We start from the raw sequence: 17,551 nt of genomic DNA on the forward strand, positions 1-17,551 counted from the left end.
AAACTCAATGCCGGCAGACTAATACTCAGATCGTTTTGGAAAAACGCCGGAATCGATTTCAGTCTGTTTCAAGAATCGGTCGAATGCCCCTTAACGGGCACCCACCGATCTTGCAGGCACCCACTTTTGCGACGGGCATAAAAAAGCGCCGCCTTCCCGGCAGCGCTTTTATCCATCCGTTGTTTTTCTTCTTATCCTTCCATCACATCCCACAATGCTTCCAGTTCCGCCTCGCTGAATAAACCAGCGGGATAGCGCTCGATCATCATCCGGCGCGGATCAGGTTCTCTGATCTGACGCGTTCCATTGGACTTCAACCACTGTGCCAGGACTTGAAGCGATTCGCTGTTAACTGCCAGGGGATGCAGTGCCCGCTCGCCCACTACGTTCATTTCGGCGTTCATCTCAGCGCTCTCTCCTGGTTTGTGAGCGGCTAACTTATCCAAGGTTTATGACAGAACATCGAAGTTCTCTCCCTCCCCGTGTTGCGCCATCGAAGATACAAGAGCTATGCCAATGTTTTCGAAGTGTCGATAAGTAGATACAAAAAAGCCCGAAGTCCTGATGGGCTGCGGGCTTTCTGCGAGATAAGGAGGCCAAAATCGTTGCTCAATCGATTTTTCAATCAACTCAAGCTGTTACGTCCTCACTCACTCCTTGTGTGGAGCGGGCTGTTGTTGGGTAAGGCAATGGATGTTACCGCCCCCAAGTAACAGTTCGCGACCAGGCACCATGACCACTTCGTGTTGCGGAAACACGCTCTGCAAAATCTCTTTGGCCGGCCCGTCCAGTGGGTCATCGAAGCTTGGCGCGATGATGCCACCGTTGACGATCAGGAAGTTCACATAAGAGCCGGCCAGGCGCACGGTCGGATTGCGCTCCTGAGTGCCGTCCACCGGGTCCACACCGGCGCACTCTTCTTCGGTCGCATACAGCGGCCCCGGAATCGGCATTTTGTGCACCGTGAACGAGCGCCCCTTGGCATCGGTGCTGTTTTGCAGCACGTTCATGGCCGCCTGGCAGCGCGGGTAGTTCGGGTCCTGCGGGTCGTCGGTCCAGGCCAGCAGCACTTCACCCGGACGCACATAGCAGCAGAAGTTATCCACATGGCCGTCGGTTTCGTCGTTGAACAAGCCGTCCGGCAGCCAGATGATCTTATCCACAGCCAGGTTTGCGCTGAGCACCGCTTCGATTTGCTCACGGCTCATGTGCGGATTGCGATTGCGGTTGAGCAGGCACTCTTCGGTGGTGATCAGGGTGCCTTCGCCATCGACATGAATCGAGCCGCCTTCGAGCACAAAACCCTCGGTGCGGTAGCGCGGGCTGCGCTCGATTTCGAGGATCTTGCCCGCCACCTGCGAGTCACGGTTCCACGGCGAATACAAACCGCCGTCGAAACCGCCCCAGGCATTAAAGTCCCAATCCACGCCACGGACTTCGCCGCTGTCATTGATGACGAACGTCGGGCCGGTATCCCGGACCCAGGCGTCATCGCTGGACATCTCCACCACACGAATATTCGGCACGTCGAGACGGGCGCGGGCATTTTCGTACTGGCCAGCGGAGACCGCCACGGTCACCGGTTCGAAACGCGCGATGGCCTTGGCCACTGCAACGTGCGCGGCTTGCGCCGGTTTGCCACCCAGGCGCCAGTTGTCCGGGCGCTCGGGCCAGACCATCCAGGTCTGGGTTTGGGGTGCCCACTCGGCAGGCATGTAAAAGCCGTCGGCGCGAGGGGTGCTGTTCAACGTGGTCATGGCTTCAGGACTCCAGGGAACCGTCGAGGGTTTTAATCGCGCCGTACAGGTTCGGACGACGGTCGCGGAACGAACCCCAGGCGCTGCGAATGTGCTCCAGCTCATCGAGGTCGAAGCTGTGAACCAGAATGCCTTCTTCGGTTTTGTTCAGCTCTTGGACCTTCTCGCCAAACTGGTTGGCGATGAACGACGAGCCGTAGAAGGTAATGTCGTAGCCGTCCTGCTCTTCATTGCCGATGCGGTTGCTGGCGATCAGCGGCATCAGGTTGGCACCGGCATGGCCCTGTTGCACGCGCTGCCAGTGGTCGCGGGACGAAATGGTCTTGTCGTGAGGCTCGCTGCCGATGGCAGTCGGGTAGAACAGGATTTCCGCGCCTTGCAGCGCCATGCTGCGGGCGCACTCAGGGAACCACTGATCCCAGCAGATGCCTACGCCGATTTTCGCGTAACGGGTGTTCCACACTTTGAAACCGGTATCGCCCGGGTTGAAGTAGTACTTTTCGTGGTAGCCAGGGCCATCCGGGATGTGGCTTTTACGATAAATCCCGAGGTTGCTGCCGTCGGCATCGATGATCGCGATGCTGTTGAAACGCGCGCGACCGGCCAATTCGTAGAAGCTGATCGGCAGCACCACTTGCAGTTCCTTGGCGACTTTCTGGAAGTGCTTGATGGCAACGTTGTCTTCTACCGTCGTGGCCAGTTGCAGGTAGTCCGGGTTCGGCTTCTGGCAGAAGTACGGAGCCTCGAACAGTTCCTGGATCAGGATGATTTGCGCACCTTTGGCCGCTGCCTCACGGACCAGCTTCTCAGCGGTCTCGATGTTGGCTTCAAGGTCCCAGGAACAAGCCATCTGGGTGGCGGCGACGGTAACGATACGACTCATGAATCATCTCCTGGGCAAGTGCTTGAGGGTCAGTGTGGCATCGACCGATGACAGAACGGGAATCACCGGGCGTGGTTCGTCCACACCGTGGGCAGTGGCGACTTTATAGCCGATAAAAATCGGCTTTAAAAGCAATAAATATCCACCACCTCTAAATAAACTCAAAAATTCCCGATAACAATCGACATTTGCAACCTCTACGAGCTGCCTACAAACCTTCGCCCAGCACCTTCGACAGCATGTCCACAAAGAAGTCCACACTCTGCCGCGACGTGACCATCGGCGGTTTGATCTTGAGGATGTTCAGGTAATCACCCGTCGGCTGCATGAAAATCCCCAACTCACGAAGGCGATCGCACAACGCCGTGGTTTCTTCGGTCGCCGGTTCAAGGGTTTCGCGATTGCGGACCAACTCCACGCCCAGATAAAAGCCGGAACCGTGCACCGCTCCCACCAACGGATGCCGGTCGATCAGGGCTTCAAGACGTTCCTTGAAGTACCCGCCCACGACCTGGGCGTTTTCCCAGAGTTTTTCTTCTTCCATCACATCCAGCACCGCCATGCCGATCCGGCAACTGACCGGGCTGCCGCCAGCGGACGAGAAGAAATAACCCTCGGCCTCCAGCGCTTCGGCAATCTCCCGACGGGTAATGACGGCACCCAACGGCTGGCCGTTACCCATGCCTTTGGCCATGGTGATGATGTCGGGCACCACGCCCTGCTCTTCGAAACCCCAGAAAAATTTACCCATGCGGCCGTAACCGACCTGCACCTCATCGGCGATGCACACCCCACCCTGAGCACGGACCAGCGCATAGACCTGCTTCAAATAGCCCGGCGGTAGCGAGATGCCGCCGGCATTGCCATACACCGGCTCGCAGATGAAACCGGCGAGTTGGCGTTTCTGCCCGGCGATTTTCGCCAGGTTGTGTTCGACGCTGCGCACGTAGTCCGGCGCGCTGTCCGGGCCACGGAATTCGCCGCGATAGGTGTTCGGTGCGGTCACCGGGTGCACCCAATCGGGACGGCTGCTCAAGGCCTTGGGGTTGTCGGCAATCGAGGTCGAGACCGCATCCGCCGCCACCGACCAGCCGTGATACGCCTCCAGCACACTGAGCATGTCGCGGCCGCCGCTGTAGGCCCAGGCCAGGCGAATCGCCAGGTCATTGGCCTCGGTGCCGCTGTTGACCAGGAACACGCGATCCATGTTGTCCGGTGCCAACTTCAACAAGCGCTCGGAAAACTCGGCAATCGCTGCGTAGTGAAAACGCGAGTTGGTGTTGAGCAACGACCATTGACGGCCGGCGACGGCGGCCATGCGCGGATGACCATGACCCAATACCGCGACATTGTTGAGCATGTCGAGGTAGGAGCGGCCCTGCATGTCGATCAGGTGATTGCGCCAGCCCCGCTCGATGCGCGGCGGGTCGACGTAATAATGCTTCTGGGATCGGGCAAAACTGGCGTCGCGGCGGGCCAGCAAGGTTTGCGGGTCGAGTTCTTCTTCTGCATCGCAGGCCAGCCCCAGCAACGCCGCCGGTGACGGGCACAACGCTTGCCAGGCGGCAGCGCGCGAAGGTGTGCAAAACAACGGTGCGTCGAGCTGAGCACTGCGGCACAACTGTACGATCAACGCTCCGCTGACAGAGCCCAGCACCTGGCCTTTGACCAATGCTGCGCCCGCGTGCAACGACGGTGTCACACCCCACAGCCGTAAACTCAGTTGTGGACCATCCAGTTGCAGCACACCCACTGCCGGCTGGTGAACCGTTCCGGCAAACGGCGATTCGACCGCCGTGCCATGGGGCACTCGCAACTCGACATGCAGAGGGCAAGTGGCCGGTTCAGTGGCGCTGTCCGGTTGGGTGCGAGACAGACGATATTGCCCATAACGACTGGCCGCCAGACCATGAGCCGCAGCAGCTTCGTTCAACAGACGCTGGTCGATCCCCTCTTGCTCCCAGTTACCCGCTTCGAAATGCGGGCTGAGCACGCCCAGATCGATCAACGCAAACTCACGCCCCACCAGACTCGGCAACAAGGGCGCAAAGCTTTCGCTGCCGATGCTCGGCAGGCCTTGACCAACCGCAGCAAGAATCGCCGCCTCCATCAACGCCAGCGGCACCGATGTGGCCACGCGGAAAATTTCCCACTCATGGGTCAGGTTGTCGCGACTGTACTCATTGCCCGGATCAATGGTGACCTGCTGTTCGCCACTCAGCACCAACACCGCCGAACGCGCAACGATCAGCGGCCAGAGCGCCAGCAGTTCTTCATGTTGCAGCGGATTGATCGCGTGATAGGCCCGAACCGCCGGCAAGATGTAGAACGGATCGCCATCGGCATGGTGCAGCAGCGCGGCACAGGTCACCGACAGATCGGTGATCCGCCAGGTTCGGACCAGGTCGCCGAAATCGATGACCCCCTGCAACTGCCATTGGCGCTGCGCATCTCGCTGCCAGACCACGTTGTCGTCGGTGATGTCCATGTGAATCGCCTGCACCGGCAACTTGTCCACCAAGGGCTGCAAATGGCGCTCGGCCTGCTCGGCTGCTTCAGCAATCAGCTTGCGTTGCTGATCATCCTTGATCACCGGCAGCAAATGCGCGATCAACGCGTTGGCGTGGCGGGCGTCCCATTGGAGGGTGCGCTCAAGGCCAGGATGGTCGAAACCGGCCAGCGCCACGTCCATCTCGCCGCAGAGCCGCCCGAAACCGGCGACCACGGCCTGGTTCAGATGGTCGAGGTGCGTCAGGGACTGGCCGTCGATGTAATCGAGCAGACGTACATGCACCGCTTGACCGCCGACCTCCAGGGAGAGCAGGTCTGTACCATTTTTGGCCGGGATCACTCGTGGCACCTGCACGCCGGGATGTTCGGCCAAGTGCTTGAGCCCTGCGTGCTGGGCTTGCAGTTCCAGCACCGAGTAATCGCCACGGCAGATTTTCAGGACGAAACGCCCCTGCTCGCTGTCGACGCGGTAGTTGAGATCCTGCTGGCTTCCAAGAGCCTGCAACCGTCCGCTCAGCCCGTAATGTTCTTCCAGCAACTCAAGCGCTTGCGCCGCGGACACTTGCGGGCTGGGCAGACTGGCGCGGTGAATCAACGTGGCGAGCGGCATACAACGACCCCTGAAATTTTATTAGGCGCTTATATCGCCACTGCCGAGTGCGATACGCAACCCCCCTTCCCTGATTGGCCCGAATCAATGCGTGAGCAACTCTCTTCACCGTCCCACTCGCGGCTGCCGGCACTTTGCGTAAGAATGTCGCCCATGAACGCCTATTGCTGGAGAAACACCATGAACGTAGTCATCACCGACCTGCCCGGTGTTCTGATCATCGAGCCCAAGGTATTTGGTGATGAGCGCGGCTTCTTCTATGAAAGCTTCAACGCCAAGGCTTTCGAAGAAGCAACCGGCCTGAACACCCGATTCGTGCAGGACAACCATTCCCGCTCGCAAAAAGGCGTACTGCGCGGCTTGCACTACCAGCTGGAAAACACTCAGGGCAAACTGGTCCGCGTCACCGCCGGTGAAGTGCTGGACGTGGCCGTGGACATTCGCCGCAGCTCGCCGCATTTCGGCAAATGGGTCGCGGTGCGCCTGTCCGCCGACAACCATCGCCAGCTCTGGGTACCAGAAGGTTTTGCCCATGGTTTCGTGGTGCTGAGCGATTTCGCTGAATTCCTCTACAAAACCACCGACTACTACACCCCGTCGGCTGAACGCAGCATTCGCTGGGACGACCCGGACTTGGGCATCGACTGGCAGCTGGACGAGGCACCGCAGCTGTCCGCCAAGGATCAGGCCGCCGCGTTCTTCAAGGACGCTGAAGTCTTCTCCTGAATTGCCGTCTGAATTTTCAGCGCCAGCATGCACTTGATCCAGGGTGCGCAGACTGCGCCCGCAAGCCTAGGGTCTGTTGAGGTTTGGTAGCGAACCGCGTTGCTACCAAACGTCAACAGACCCTAGGCATAATGCGTCTGTCCCCACAGGCGCTTGATGCTCATGACACCGACCCTCCCCCGCAGACCCCGCTGGCGCAGCCTGGCACTGCTTGCGTTGTGCCTGGCACCCTTGCTGTGGCCGCTGGAGCATCTGGCCGAGCGTTATTACCGCAGCGAGCTGGCCGGGCAGAACCGTCAGACCCTCGACCTCTACGTCGCCAACCTGTTGGGTACCCTGCACCGCTATGAAGTGCTGCCGCAGATTCTCGGCGACCTGCCCGCCCTGCGTGCGACGTTGGGCGCCCCCGACGAGGGCGTGATTCAAGGCAATGCCAATCGTCTGTTGAAACACATCAGTGCCCAGACCGGCGCCGAAGTCATGTACCTGATGGACACCACCGGCAAGACACTGGCGGCCTCCAACTGGGACAAACACGACAGCTTCGTCGGCCGCAATTTCTCTTTCCGTCCATATTTCAGCGAAGCCATGGCCGGGCGCCTGGGGCGCTTCTTTGGCCTGGGCACCACCTCGGCCAAGCGCGGTTACTTCTTCGCTGCGGCGGTACACGATCGTGAAAAAATCATCGGCGTGTTGGTGGTCAAGGTTGACCTCGATCACACCGAAAGCCTCTGGGGCAAAACCCCGGAACAACTGCTGGTCACCGACCACAACGGTGTGGTCATCCTCACATCGCGGCCAGAATGGCGTTTCCGCTCGACCCGTCCATTGAGTGATGAGGAGAACAAGGCCGTCGCCGCGATTCAACCCTATCCGACCCGCGATCCAAAGCCGTTGAGTCTCGACCCCAATGCCTGGCTGACCCAAACCCGGCAGATCGAAGAAACCGGCTGGAGTGTCAGTATCCTTGCTCCACGCACCCTGATCGACCGCCCCGTGCGCACAGTCGTGGCCATCGGCGGCGCAACGCTGCTGGTATTGATGCTGCTGCTTGGCCTGATGATGCAACGCCGACGCCATTACCTGGAGCGGATCGCCTTCGAAGCCAAGACCCGCCAGGAACTCGAAGGCCGGGTCGCCGAACGGACCAGCGACCTTGAGGGCCTCAACCGTCGACTGAAACAGGAAGTGCTGGAGCGCGAACACGCCCAGCAAGAACTGGTACGCGCTCAGGATGATCTGGTACAGGCCGGCAAGCTCTCGGCGCTGGGAACAATGTCGGCGAGTATCAGCCATGAACTCAACCAACCGCTGGCGGCCATCCGCAGCTACGCGGAAAACGCTGAAGTGCTGCTCGATCATCAGCGCACCGAGGATGCTCGCGGCAACCTCAAGCTGATCAGCGAGCTGACCGGGCGCATGGCGTCGATCATCGCCCACCTGCGCGCCTTCGCCCGACGTGATCGCCATGCCCCGGAAAGCGTGGCCCTGCAACCGGCGCTGGACGACGCACTGGCGTTACTGGCCAAGCGTCGGCGCAGCATGGAAGTCGAGCTGATCCGCGACCTGCCGGCCGCCACCCTGTGGGTCGAGGCTGGAGAAACCCGTCTGCGCCAGGTACTCGGCAATCTGCTGGCCAATGCGCTCGATGCCCTGACGGAAAAAGGCCCGCCGCGTAAACTCTGGTTGAGTGCCCAATCCACCGCCGACGGCGTCACTCTGTACATTCGCGACAACGGCCCCGGGTTCTGCCTGGAAGCGCTGGGTCGTGCCGGCGAGCCCTTCTACACCACCAAGACCCGCACTCAGGGACTTGGGCTGGGGCTGGCGATCTGCGACACCCTGATGCGCGCCTTCGGTGGTGAACTGTCGTTCTCCAACCATAAGGAAGGCGGCGCCCTGATTACCCTGAAGCTGCGCGCAGGCGCGCCGGGTGTGAGCCTGCAACCGTCCGAGGACCGAAGTGCATGACCATCGACAACCGCATCCAGGTCGTGTTGATCGACGACGATCCCCACCTGCGCCAGGCCCTGAGCCAGACCCTGGACCTGGCCGGCCTGAAGATCCTGCCGCTTGCTGAAGCCAAGGGCCTGGCCGGGCAACTGGAACGCGACTGGCCAGGCGTGGTGGTCAGTGACATCCGCATGCCGGGCATGGACGGCCTCGAACTGCTGACCGAACTCCACGCCCAGGATCCGGAGCTGCCCGTGCTGCTGATCACCGGCCACGGCGATGTCCCCCTGGCGGTGCAAGCCATGCGCGCCGGGGCTTATGACTTTCTGGAAAAACCGTTCGCCAGCGACGCCCTGCTCGACAGCGTACGTCGCGCCCTGGCCCTGCGCCGTCTGGTACTGGACAACCGCAGCCTGCGGCTGGCCCTGAGCGATCGCAACGAACTGAGCGCCCGACTGGTCGGGCAATCGGCGCCGATGCTGCGCCTGCGCGAGCAGATCGGGGCACTGGCGGCGACCAAGGCTGACGTGCTGATTCTCGGTGAAACCGGTGCAGGCAAAGAAGTGGTGGCCCGCGCGCTGCACGACTTGTCGAGTCGGCGTAACGGCCCGTTCGTGGCAATCAACGCCGGGGCCCTGGCCGAGTCGGTGGTGGAAAGCGAGCTGTTCGGTCACGAACCCGGCGCGTTTACCGGCGCGCAAAAGCGCCGCATCGGCAAGTTCGAATTCGCCAACGGCGGCACGTTGTTCCTCGATGAAATCGAAAGCATGAGCCTGGACGTGCAGGTGAAATTGCTGCGCTTGCTGCAAGAGCGGGTCGTCGAACGCCTGGGCGGCAATCAGTTGATCCCGCTGGACATCCGCATCATCGCCGCGACCAAGGAAGACCTGCGGCAATCCGCCGATCAGGGGCGCTTCCGTGCCGACTTGTATTACCGCCTGAACGTTGCGCCGTTGCGCATTCCGCCGCTGCGCGAACGGGGCGAAGATGCGCTGGTGCTGTTCCAGCATTTCGCTGACGAAGCCAGCGCCCGCCACGGCTTGCCGCCCCACGAACTGCAACCGGGGCAACGGGCGCTGCTGCTGCGTCACAGCTGGCCAGGTAACGTGCGGGAACTGCAGAACGCCGCCGAGCGCTTTGCCCTGGGCCTGGAGCTGGCACTGGACAGCAGCGCACCGGATGGCGGTGTCGGCACCACGGTTGAAGTGGTCAGCGGCGGCTTGAGCGAGCAAGTCGAGAACTTCGAGAAGAGCCTGATTGCCGCCGAACTGGCGCGCTCGCACAGCTCCGTGCGCAGCCTCGCCGAAGCGCTCGGCATTCCGCGCAAAACCCTGCACGACAAGCTGCGCAAGCATGGCCTGAACTTCGCCGATGGCGGCACCAGCAGCCATACCGACGACCTCGATTGAGCTACCGTAAAATCATCCCTATCAAACAAAAGGCCCGCGAATGAACCGCGACAGTCGTCACCTGGAATCGATCCTCTATCGCGACATCCCCCTCACGCGGGACATGGGCCTCAAAGTGCTCGACTGGCATGACCAACAACTGCGCCTGCATCTGCCGCTGGAGCCCAACGTCAATCACAAGAGCACCATGTTCGGTGGCAGCCTGTATTGCGGCGCGGTGCTGGCCGGCTGGGGCTGGCTGCATTTGCGTTTACGTGAAGAAGGTATCGAAGACGGGCACATCGTGATTCAGGAAGGGCAGATCAACTACCCGCTGCCGGTCACCATGGACGCGACGGCGATCTGTCAGGCACCGAACCCGGCAGTGTGGAGGAAGTTCCTGGCGATGTATCGACGCTATGGGCGGGCGCGGTTGACGCTGCATTCGCGGATCGTGAATGCCGGGAGTGATGAGGATGCGGTGAGGTTTACCGGGCAATACGTCCTTCACCGGTAAAGCAAACGATCTTAAAAGATCGCAGCCTCGTTGCACTCGACAGCTCCTACAGAGAAGCGCGCCCCCTGTAGGAGCTGTCGAGTGAAACGAGGCTGCGATCTCTTGATCTTTACGCCCGAGCGAGCGCCAATAGTTTCTCCCGCCAAGCCGCTTTAGCCGGCAGCGCCAGGAAGAACTCATTCAGCAACGATTCCCGCGCCGGATAACAGAACGGCGCACCGCTCAAATCCAGCACCTCACCGCCGGCGCCTTCCAGCACACCTTGAGCCGCGGCCGTGTCCCACTGCGAAGTCGGCGCCAATCGCGGATAACAATCCGCCGCCCCTTCCGCCAGCAGGCAAAACTTCAGTGAGCTGCCGATATTCGCCAGTTGCAGCTCGCCCAGACTGTCACTCAACCCCGCCAGTAAGCGCTCCTGCTCAGGGCTTGAATGCCGACGACTGGCGACCACCGTGAAGGCTTCACCCGCCGCCGGCACCTCGCGAACCTGGATCGGCATTGGCTCGGCGCCTTTATCGCCACGCCAGGCTCCCAACCTGTCACCGCCAACATAAAAACGCCCGCTGGTCGGCATCGACACCACGCCAAACACCACACGCCCTTGCTCGATCAGCGCAATGTTCACAGTGAACTCTTCGCTGCCGGAGATGAACTCCTTAGTGCCGTCCAGAGGGTCGACCAACCACCAACGCTGCCAGCCGGCACGCACACTCTGGGGGATACCGGCGTCCTCTTCGGACAGCACCGGAATAGTCGGGTCCAGCGCCGTCAACCCGGCCAGAATCACATGGTGAGCGGCCATGTCGGCAGCTGTGACCGGGGAATCATCGGACTTTGCCGTCACGGCAACGTTGACGCGCCAGAACGGCAGGATCGCCTCGCCAGCCTTCAATGCCAGTTCTACCACCGGTGCCATCAACGGATGGGGAAAATTCAACTTCATGGCAGGAACACCCCACGCTGAGTCAACAGATCACGGGCCAGATACAGCGCCGCCAAGGCACGGCCCTCGGTGAATCGCGGGTTCTGCGCCAACGCCGACAATTCCCGCAGGTTGATCTTGTCCATCCCCATCGGCTCGGGCTCGTCACCCTCCAGGCGTTCTTCGTACAAATCGGTGGCCAGCACCACTTGGATCTTCTGGCTCATGTAGCCGGGTGACAACGACAACTCGGTCAGGTGCTCCAGTTGCCGCGCGCCATACCCGGCCTCTTCCTTGAGCTCCCGCTCGGCCGCCGCCAACACGTCTTCGCCCGGCTCGATCAAGCCTTTGGGCAGGGACAATTCGTAGGCATCGGTGCCACCGCAGTATTCCTCCACCAACACGGCGTGGTCCGCGTCGAGCATCGCCACGATCATCACCGCACCATAACCAGCGCCTTTACCGACCAATCGCTCGTAAGTGCGTTCCACGCCATTGGAAAAGCGCAATTTCAGCTCTTCGACACAGAATAATCGGCTGGTGGCGACGATCTCGCGGGCGAGTATGGTGGGTTTCTGGCGCATGAGAAGCTCCTTGGCGTGAACGCGTTACTATACCCGGCCTATCCTGATTGTTTATCTCGGATATCTTTTTTACCGCTGGAGAAGTTTTTTATGCCCCTGCTGCCCTGGCGCGACATCGATACCGTTCTGCTGGATATGGACGGCACGCTGCTGGACCTGCACTACGACAACCATTTCTGGCTGGAACACCTGCCAAAGCGTTATGCCGAGTTGCACGGGGTGAGCCTGGCCATGGCGGAGCTGGAATTGCAGCCACTGTTCGAGCGCCATGCCGGTCAGTTGCAGTGGTATTGCCTGGACTTCTGGAGCGCCGAACTGAAGTTGTCGGTGCGCGAACTGAAACTGGAAACCGCGCACCTGATCGCCTTGCGTCCGGATGCGGACACTTTTCTGGCCGCGATCAAACAGACCGGCAAGCGCGTGGTACTGATCACCAACGCCCACCGCGACTCGTTGTCATTGAAACTGGAAAGAATTGAACTGGCGCCGTATTTCGAGCGTTTGATCAGCTCTCACGATTACGGTTTCGCCAAAGAAGACCCGCAGTTCTGGGATGCCTTGCAGGCCGATATCGGCTTCGACCCGGCACGCTGCCTGTTCATCGACGACACCCTGCCGATCCTGCGCAGCGCACGCAATTTCGGGGTGGCGCACCTGCTGGCCGTGAGCGAGCCGGACAGCCGCAAAGGGCCGAAGGACACCGCAGAGTTTGCGGCGGTGGGGGATTATCGGGAGCTCATCGCAGGGCTTTAGAGTCTGACGCGGTCGTTGTGGCGAGGGAGCTTGCTCCCGCTGGAGTGCGAAGCGCTCCCAATCTGGCTGAGTTCCTTCAGAAAGGTGCATTGGCCAGATTGCGACTGCTGCGCAGCCGAGCGGGACGGTGCGGCGATCCGACAAGCTCCCTCGCCACAGGTTCTGTGTTATTCAGGAATCCGCAACACCTGCCCCGGATAGATCTTGTCCGGGTGCGAAAGCATTGGTTTGTTGGCTTCAAAGATTTTGTTGTACTTGTTCGCGTCGCCGTATGCCGCCTTGGAAATCGCGCTGAGGGTGTCGCCCTTTTTAACGGTGACGAACTGCGCTGCCTTGGCAACCGGCCCCGTTACGGTGATCTGGTCATCGACACTACCGACACCGGCAATATTGCCCACGGCCAACAGAATTTTCTCCTTCTCTTCCTGGCTTGCCACTTCACCGGTGACGGTGACTTTGTCGCCATCGATGGTCGCCTGAACATTCGGGTTACCCAAGCCGACCTTGCTGATGTGTGCCTTCAGCTGCTCGCTGGCGTTGGCATTGCCGGGTGTCAGCAGATCAATAAGTTTTTCACCTGCTTCTTTCACAAAGCTAAAAATACTCATGGTGCACGCTCCTTGGGATTTGGGTTCCAGACGCCCAAGACTAGACCAGTCGTTTGAAGACCGACTCCCAGCCGACCAATGACCCAACCCCGCGCAGGCGGTAGAATCGCAAACCTTGCCGGCGCCCTGGAGCGAAGATGGACATCAAGCAGCTGAAATTCCTCATCGCTCTCGACGAAACCCGACACTTCGGCCAGGCCGCCGCGCGCTGTCACATCACTCAGCCGACCTTGTCCATGCGCCTGCGCAGCCTTGAGGAAGAACTCGAGCTGCCGCTGGTCAATCGCGGCCAACGCTTCGAAGGTTTCACGGCGCCGGGTGAGCGCGTGCTGGCATGGGCGCGTACGGTGCTGGCGGCCTACGACGGTTTGCAGGCCGAAGCGGCGGCCTGTCGCGGCAACCTCGTGGGTACGTTGCGTCTGGGGGTGGTGCCGCTGTCGAGTTTCGACCCGGTGCCGCTGATGCAACGCCTGCACGCCGCACACCCGAACCTGCGGTTCGAACTCTCGGCCCTGAGTTCCGAACAGATCCTTGAACAACTGGCGAATAACCGTCTCGACCTCGGCGTATCGTACCTGGAGCATCTGGACGGCGAGCGCTTCGACTCCCTGGCGTTCAGCGAAACCCGCATGGGCCTGCTCTACGATCAACGCTTCTTCAGTTTCGGCGAGGCGCCGCTGAGCTGGGAGTCGCTGATCGAACTGCCCATGGGCATGCTCACCAGCGGCATGCACTTTCGCCAGTCCATCGACCATAACTTCCACAGCCGTGGCCTGACCCCACAACCGTTGCTGCAAACCGATGCAGTCCACCAATTGTTACAAGCGGTACACGGTGGCCTGTGCTGCGCGGTGATGCCGCTGAACAGCGGCCTCGAAAACCTCACCGATCACTTGCGCCTGCAACCCATCGAAAGCGCCCAGACCCTCGCCCGGCTGGGGCTGATCATGCGTCGCAGCGCTCCGCGCTCGGCCTTGGCAGAAGCCTGTTTTGCGATCTATCAGAAATCACTGACAGACTCTTGATCGACGCCATCTATCGGTAGATCAGTAATAGCGATTAGACGCGACATGTTGACGCGCCTAGGCTTAAAGCTGACCAAACCGTCGGTGATGCCTAATGAACGCCAAGCGCCCCGGCTGCGCGGCGCCCGCTCTCGAAACGCCCGCGCCCGCCGCAAGCCAGACATACAGTTACTGCAACCTCGAATACTCCGAATCATCCAGCACCGCGCTGGCTGAGGAAGTCGCGTTGGCGATCGCCTACAACGGCATCAGCCAGGCCGTCATGTTGGTGACGCCGACGGACCTTGAAGACTTCATCGTCGGCTTCAGCCTCGGCAGCGGCATCATCGACGACGCTTCAGACATCTATGACCTGCAACTCAGCGGCTCGGGTTCGGCGCAATACGCGCAAGTGACCATCGCCAACCGCGCCTTCTGGAACCTCAAGCAGCAGCGCCGGCAACTGGCCGGCACCAGCGGTTGCGGGCTCTGTGGCGTTGAAGCGGTGGAGCAAGCGCTGCCCGATCTCAAGGTGCTGCCCGGCGCCCCGCTGCCCCCGGCCGAATGGCTGGACGGCCTGCGCCATCGCATCGGCGAATTCCAGCCTTTGGGCCAGCATTGCGGCGCGGTGCATGCGGCGGTGTTCATGAACGGCAAAGGCGAATTGCTGCTGGGCCGTGAAGACATCGGTCGGCACAACGCCCTCGATAAGCTGATCGGTGGGTTGATCCGCCAGAAGATTCCGACCACCGATGGTCTGGCGATTGTCACCAGCCGTTGCAGCCTCGAATTGATCCAGAAAGTTTTACGCGCCGGCATCCAGACCCTGGTCAGCCTGTCGTCGCCCACGGGCCTGGCCGTGCAATGGGCCCGTCGACACAACCTCAATCTCATCCACCTGCCGCAAAAAAGTGCGCCGCGGGTCTACAGCCCCGCGACGGAGAAACAAGCGTGAGCCAACACCAACAAGCCGACCAGAAACCCGTTCCACGTTACAAGCCTTATAAAGGACCGGCCGGTGGCTGGGGCGCGCTGGCCAGCGTTGCCCGTGCCTGGTTGACCAGCGACAACGCGTTGAAAAATCTGCGCATGATGCTCAAGACCAACAAGAACGGCGGGTTCGACTGCCCCGGTTGCGCCTGGGGCGATTCTAAGGAAGCCGGCATGGTGGCGTTCTGCGAGAACGGCGCCAAAGCAGTGAACTGGGAAGCGACCAAACGGCGTGTCGATGGCGCGTTTTTCGCCAAGCACAGCGTTAGCTCGTTGCTGGAACAAAGTGATTATTGGCTCGAGTACCAGGGCCGTCTGACCGAGCCGCTGAGCTATGACGCCGAAACCGATCGTTACAAACCGATCAGTTGGGAAGCCGCCTTCGCCCTGATCGGCAAACACCTGCAAGGGCTGTCGAGCCCGAATCAGGCCGAGTTTTACACCTCGGGCCGTGCCAGCAACGAAGCGGCGTTCCTCTATCAATTGTTCGTGCGCGCCTATGGCACCAACAATTTCCCCGACTGCTCGAACATGTGCCACGAAGCCAGCGGTGTGGCATTGGCCCAAAGCGTCGGAGTCGGCAAAGGCACCGTGACCTTCGACGATTTCGAACATGCAGATGCAATTTTTGTCTGGGGCCAAAACCCTGGCACCAACCACCCGCGGATGCTCGAGCCACTGCGCGAAGCGGTGAAACGCGGTGCGCAGGTGGTGTGCATCAACCCACTGAAAGAGCGCGGCCTGGAACGCTTCCAGCACCCGCAACACCCGATCGAAATGCTCACCAATGGCGACAAACCGACCAACACCGCGTACTTCCGTCCGGCATTGGGCGGCGACATGGCGATCATGCGCGGCATGGCCAAGTTCCTGCTGCAATGGGAGCGCGATGCGCAGAAGGCGGGTGAGCCTGCGGTGTTCGACCACGACTTCCTCAATGAACACAGCGTCAATGTTCTGGAATACCTCGGCATCGTCGACGACACCCCGTGGGAGCAGATCGTCGAGCAATCCGGCCTGCCCCTGGTGGAAATCGAGCAAGCGGCGCGCATGTACGCCAAAGGCAAGAACGTGATCATGTGCTGGGCGATGGGCATCACCCAGCATCGCCATTCGGTGGCGACTATCCAGGAAATCGCCAACCTGATGCTGCTGCGCGGCAACATCGGCCGGCCGGGGGCCGGTCTGTGTCCGGTGCGCGGCCACAGTAACGTGCAGGGCGACCGGACAATGGGCATCAACGAACGCCCGCCTGCGGCGTTCCTCGACTCTCTGGAGCGGCGCTTCCAGTTCAAGGTCCCGCGCGAAAACGGCCACAACGTGGTCGAGGCGATTCACGCCATGGCCGAAGGCCGTTCGAAAGTTTTCATCGGCCTGGGCGGCAACTTCGCCCAAGCCACCCCGGACAGCCCACGGACCTTCCAGGCCCTGAGCAACTGCGACCTGACCGTGCAGATCAGCACCAAGCTCAACCGCAGCCATTTGATCCACGGTAAAGACGCGCTGATCCTGCCGTGCCTGGGCCGCACCGATATCGATATCCAGACCGAAGGCGCCCAAGCGGTGACCGTGGAAGACTCCTTCAGCATGGTCCACGCCTCCAACGGTCAGTTGCAACCGTTGTCGAACCTGATGCGCTCGGAGCCTGCAATCATCGCTGGTATCGCCGCCGCGACCCTGGGCAGCAAACCGGTGGACTGGAACTGGCTGGTGGCTGATTACAGCCGCATCCGCGACCTGATCGCCGACACCATCCCGGGCTTTCGGGACTTCAACGAGAAAGTCCAGAACCCTGGCGGTTTCTACCTGGGCAGCAGTGCCGGCGCACGTCGCTGGAATACCCCATCGGGTCGGGCCAATTTCCGTCCGAACATCCTGCCCAAACACCTGGTGCACGAACGCACCCGCGCCACCGGCGTACTGCCGGACCTGATCATGCAGTCGATGCGCTCCCACGATCAGTACAACACCACCATTTATGGTCTTGATGATCGTTATCGCGGGGTGAAAGGTCAGCGGGATGTGTTGTTCGTCAATGAAGCCGACATCATTCGCCTGGGCTTCAAACCGGGGCAAAAGGCTGACATCGTATCGATCTGGGATGATGGCCGTGAGCGGCGGGTCAAGGGTTTTACCCTGCTGGCGTTTGATATTCCTGCCGGGCAAGCGGCTGCGTACTATCCGGAAGTGAACCCGCTGGTGCCGTTGGAAAGCACTGGCGATGGCAGCCATACGCCGACGTCGAAGTTTGTGGCGATCCGGCTGGAGGCGGCGAGTGAAACCGGGTTGATCATGGCCAAGTCAGCTTGACGCAGCGATGGCGGTAGCCCACTCAACAAATTTTT

15 protein-coding genes are annotated in these 17,551 nt (G+C 60.8%); 8 read left to right on the forward strand and 7 right to left on the reverse strand.

Going from position 1 to position 17,551, the window contains the following annotated elements; genetic code table 11:
• Positions 1–191: 191 nt before the first annotated feature.
• From ACEN8R_RS22780 to ACEN8R_RS22795, 4 genes are all read right to left on the reverse strand, one after another.
• Positions 192–404 carry a hypothetical protein gene (locus ACEN8R_RS22780; RefSeq protein ID WP_018929289.1) on the reverse strand — a complete coding sequence of 71 codons (213 nt, stop codon included), beginning with the start codon at positions 402–404 and terminating at the stop codon, positions 192–194.
• Positions 405–650: 246 nt separating this feature from the next.
• Positions 651–1,757, reverse strand: a complete 1,107-nt coding sequence (gene aguA, locus ACEN8R_RS22785; RefSeq protein WP_064615866.1) for an agmatine deiminase — start codon at positions 1,755–1,757, stop codon at positions 651–653.
• 4 nt (positions 1,758–1,761) lie between these two features.
• Positions 1,762–2,640: an N-carbamoylputrescine amidase gene (gene aguB, locus ACEN8R_RS22790; RefSeq protein ID WP_019581765.1), complete on the reverse strand. Its 879-nt coding sequence runs from the start codon at positions 2,638–2,640 to the stop codon at positions 1,762–1,764.
• Positions 2,641–2,848: 208 nt separating this feature from the next.
• Entirely contained in the window at positions 2,849–5,761 is a 2,913-nt protein-coding gene (locus ACEN8R_RS22795; protein WP_018929292.1) for an aminotransferase, read from the reverse strand.
• Positions 5,762–5,941: 180 nt separating this feature from the next.
• On the opposite strand from ACEN8R_RS22795, the gene rfbC reads away from it, so the two are divergent.
• The 4 genes from rfbC (at position 5,942) to ACEN8R_RS22815 (ending at position 10,345) form a co-directional block, all read left to right on the forward strand.
• Complete coding sequence (gene rfbC, locus ACEN8R_RS22800; protein ID WP_018929293.1) at positions 5,942–6,487, forward strand: dTDP-4-dehydrorhamnose 3,5-epimerase; 546 nt, start codon at positions 5,942–5,944, stop codon at positions 6,485–6,487.
• A 162-nt stretch (positions 6,488–6,649) separates the two neighbouring features.
• On the forward strand, positions 6,650–8,458 hold the full coding sequence (locus ACEN8R_RS22805; protein WP_018929294.1) for a sensor histidine kinase: 1,809 nt from the start codon (positions 6,650–6,652) through the stop codon (positions 8,456–8,458).
• Positions 8,455–9,849 (forward strand): sigma-54-dependent transcriptional regulator, encoded by a 1,395-nt coding sequence (locus tag ACEN8R_RS22810; RefSeq protein ID WP_064615860.1) that lies wholly within the window; start codon positions 8,455–8,457, stop codon positions 9,847–9,849. The genes ACEN8R_RS22805 and ACEN8R_RS22810 overlap by 4 nt, the downstream gene beginning before the upstream one ends.
• 40 nt (positions 9,850–9,889) lie before the next feature.
• Positions 9,890–10,345, forward strand: coding sequence for a thioesterase domain-containing protein (locus tag ACEN8R_RS22815; protein ID WP_018929296.1), 456 nt, complete (start codon positions 9,890–9,892; stop codon positions 10,343–10,345).
• A 109-nt stretch (positions 10,346–10,454) separates the two neighbouring features.
• Here ACEN8R_RS22815 and cysQ read toward each other — a convergent pair whose 3' ends face one another.
• Both cysQ and nudE read right to left on the reverse strand, forming a co-directional pair.
• Positions 10,455–11,288: a 3'(2'),5'-bisphosphate nucleotidase CysQ gene (gene cysQ, locus ACEN8R_RS22820; protein ID WP_477759507.1), complete on the reverse strand. Its 834-nt coding sequence runs from the start codon at positions 11,286–11,288 to the stop codon at positions 10,455–10,457.
• Positions 11,285–11,851 carry an ADP compounds hydrolase NudE gene (nudE, locus tag ACEN8R_RS22825; RefSeq protein WP_018929298.1) on the reverse strand — a complete coding sequence of 189 codons (567 nt, stop codon included), beginning with the start codon at positions 11,849–11,851 and terminating at the stop codon, positions 11,285–11,287. Before nudE ends, cysQ begins: the two co-directional genes overlap by 4 nt.
• A 90-nt stretch (positions 11,852–11,941) precedes the next feature.
• Here nudE and yrfG point away from each other — a divergent pair, with 90 nt between their 5' ends.
• A complete protein-coding gene (yrfG, locus tag ACEN8R_RS22830) occupies positions 11,942–12,604 on the forward strand; it encodes a GMP/IMP nucleotidase (protein ID WP_495624372.1) in 663 nt (220 codons plus the stop codon).
• A 167-nt stretch (positions 12,605–12,771) separates the two neighbouring features.
• Here yrfG and lysM read toward each other — a convergent pair whose 3' ends face one another.
• The gene (lysM, locus tag ACEN8R_RS22835) at positions 12,772–13,212 is read right to left on the reverse strand and encodes a peptidoglycan-binding protein LysM (protein ID WP_018929300.1); all 441 of its coding nucleotides are present in this window, start codon (positions 13,210–13,212) and stop codon (positions 12,772–12,774) included.
• Positions 13,213–13,349: 137 nt separating this feature from the next.
• Between lysM and ACEN8R_RS22840 the strand changes: the two genes are divergently transcribed.
• From ACEN8R_RS22840 to ACEN8R_RS22850, 3 genes are all read left to right on the forward strand, one after another.
• On the forward strand, positions 13,350–14,237 hold the full coding sequence (locus tag ACEN8R_RS22840) for a LysR family transcriptional regulator (RefSeq protein WP_018929301.1): 888 nt from the start codon (positions 13,350–13,352) through the stop codon (positions 14,235–14,237).
• Between the two features lie 94 nt (positions 14,238–14,331).
• Entirely contained in the window at positions 14,332–15,171 is an 840-nt protein-coding gene (fdhD, locus tag ACEN8R_RS22845) for a formate dehydrogenase accessory sulfurtransferase FdhD (protein ID WP_018929302.1), read from the forward strand.
• Positions 15,168–17,516, forward strand: coding sequence for an FdhF/YdeP family oxidoreductase (locus tag ACEN8R_RS22850; RefSeq protein WP_018929303.1), 2,349 nt, complete (start codon positions 15,168–15,170; stop codon positions 17,514–17,516). Before fdhD ends, ACEN8R_RS22850 begins: the two co-directional genes overlap by 4 nt.
• The last annotated feature ends 35 nt before the right edge of the window (positions 17,517–17,551 follow it).

This window comes from Pseudomonas sp. Pseusp15 (assembly GCF_059492165.1).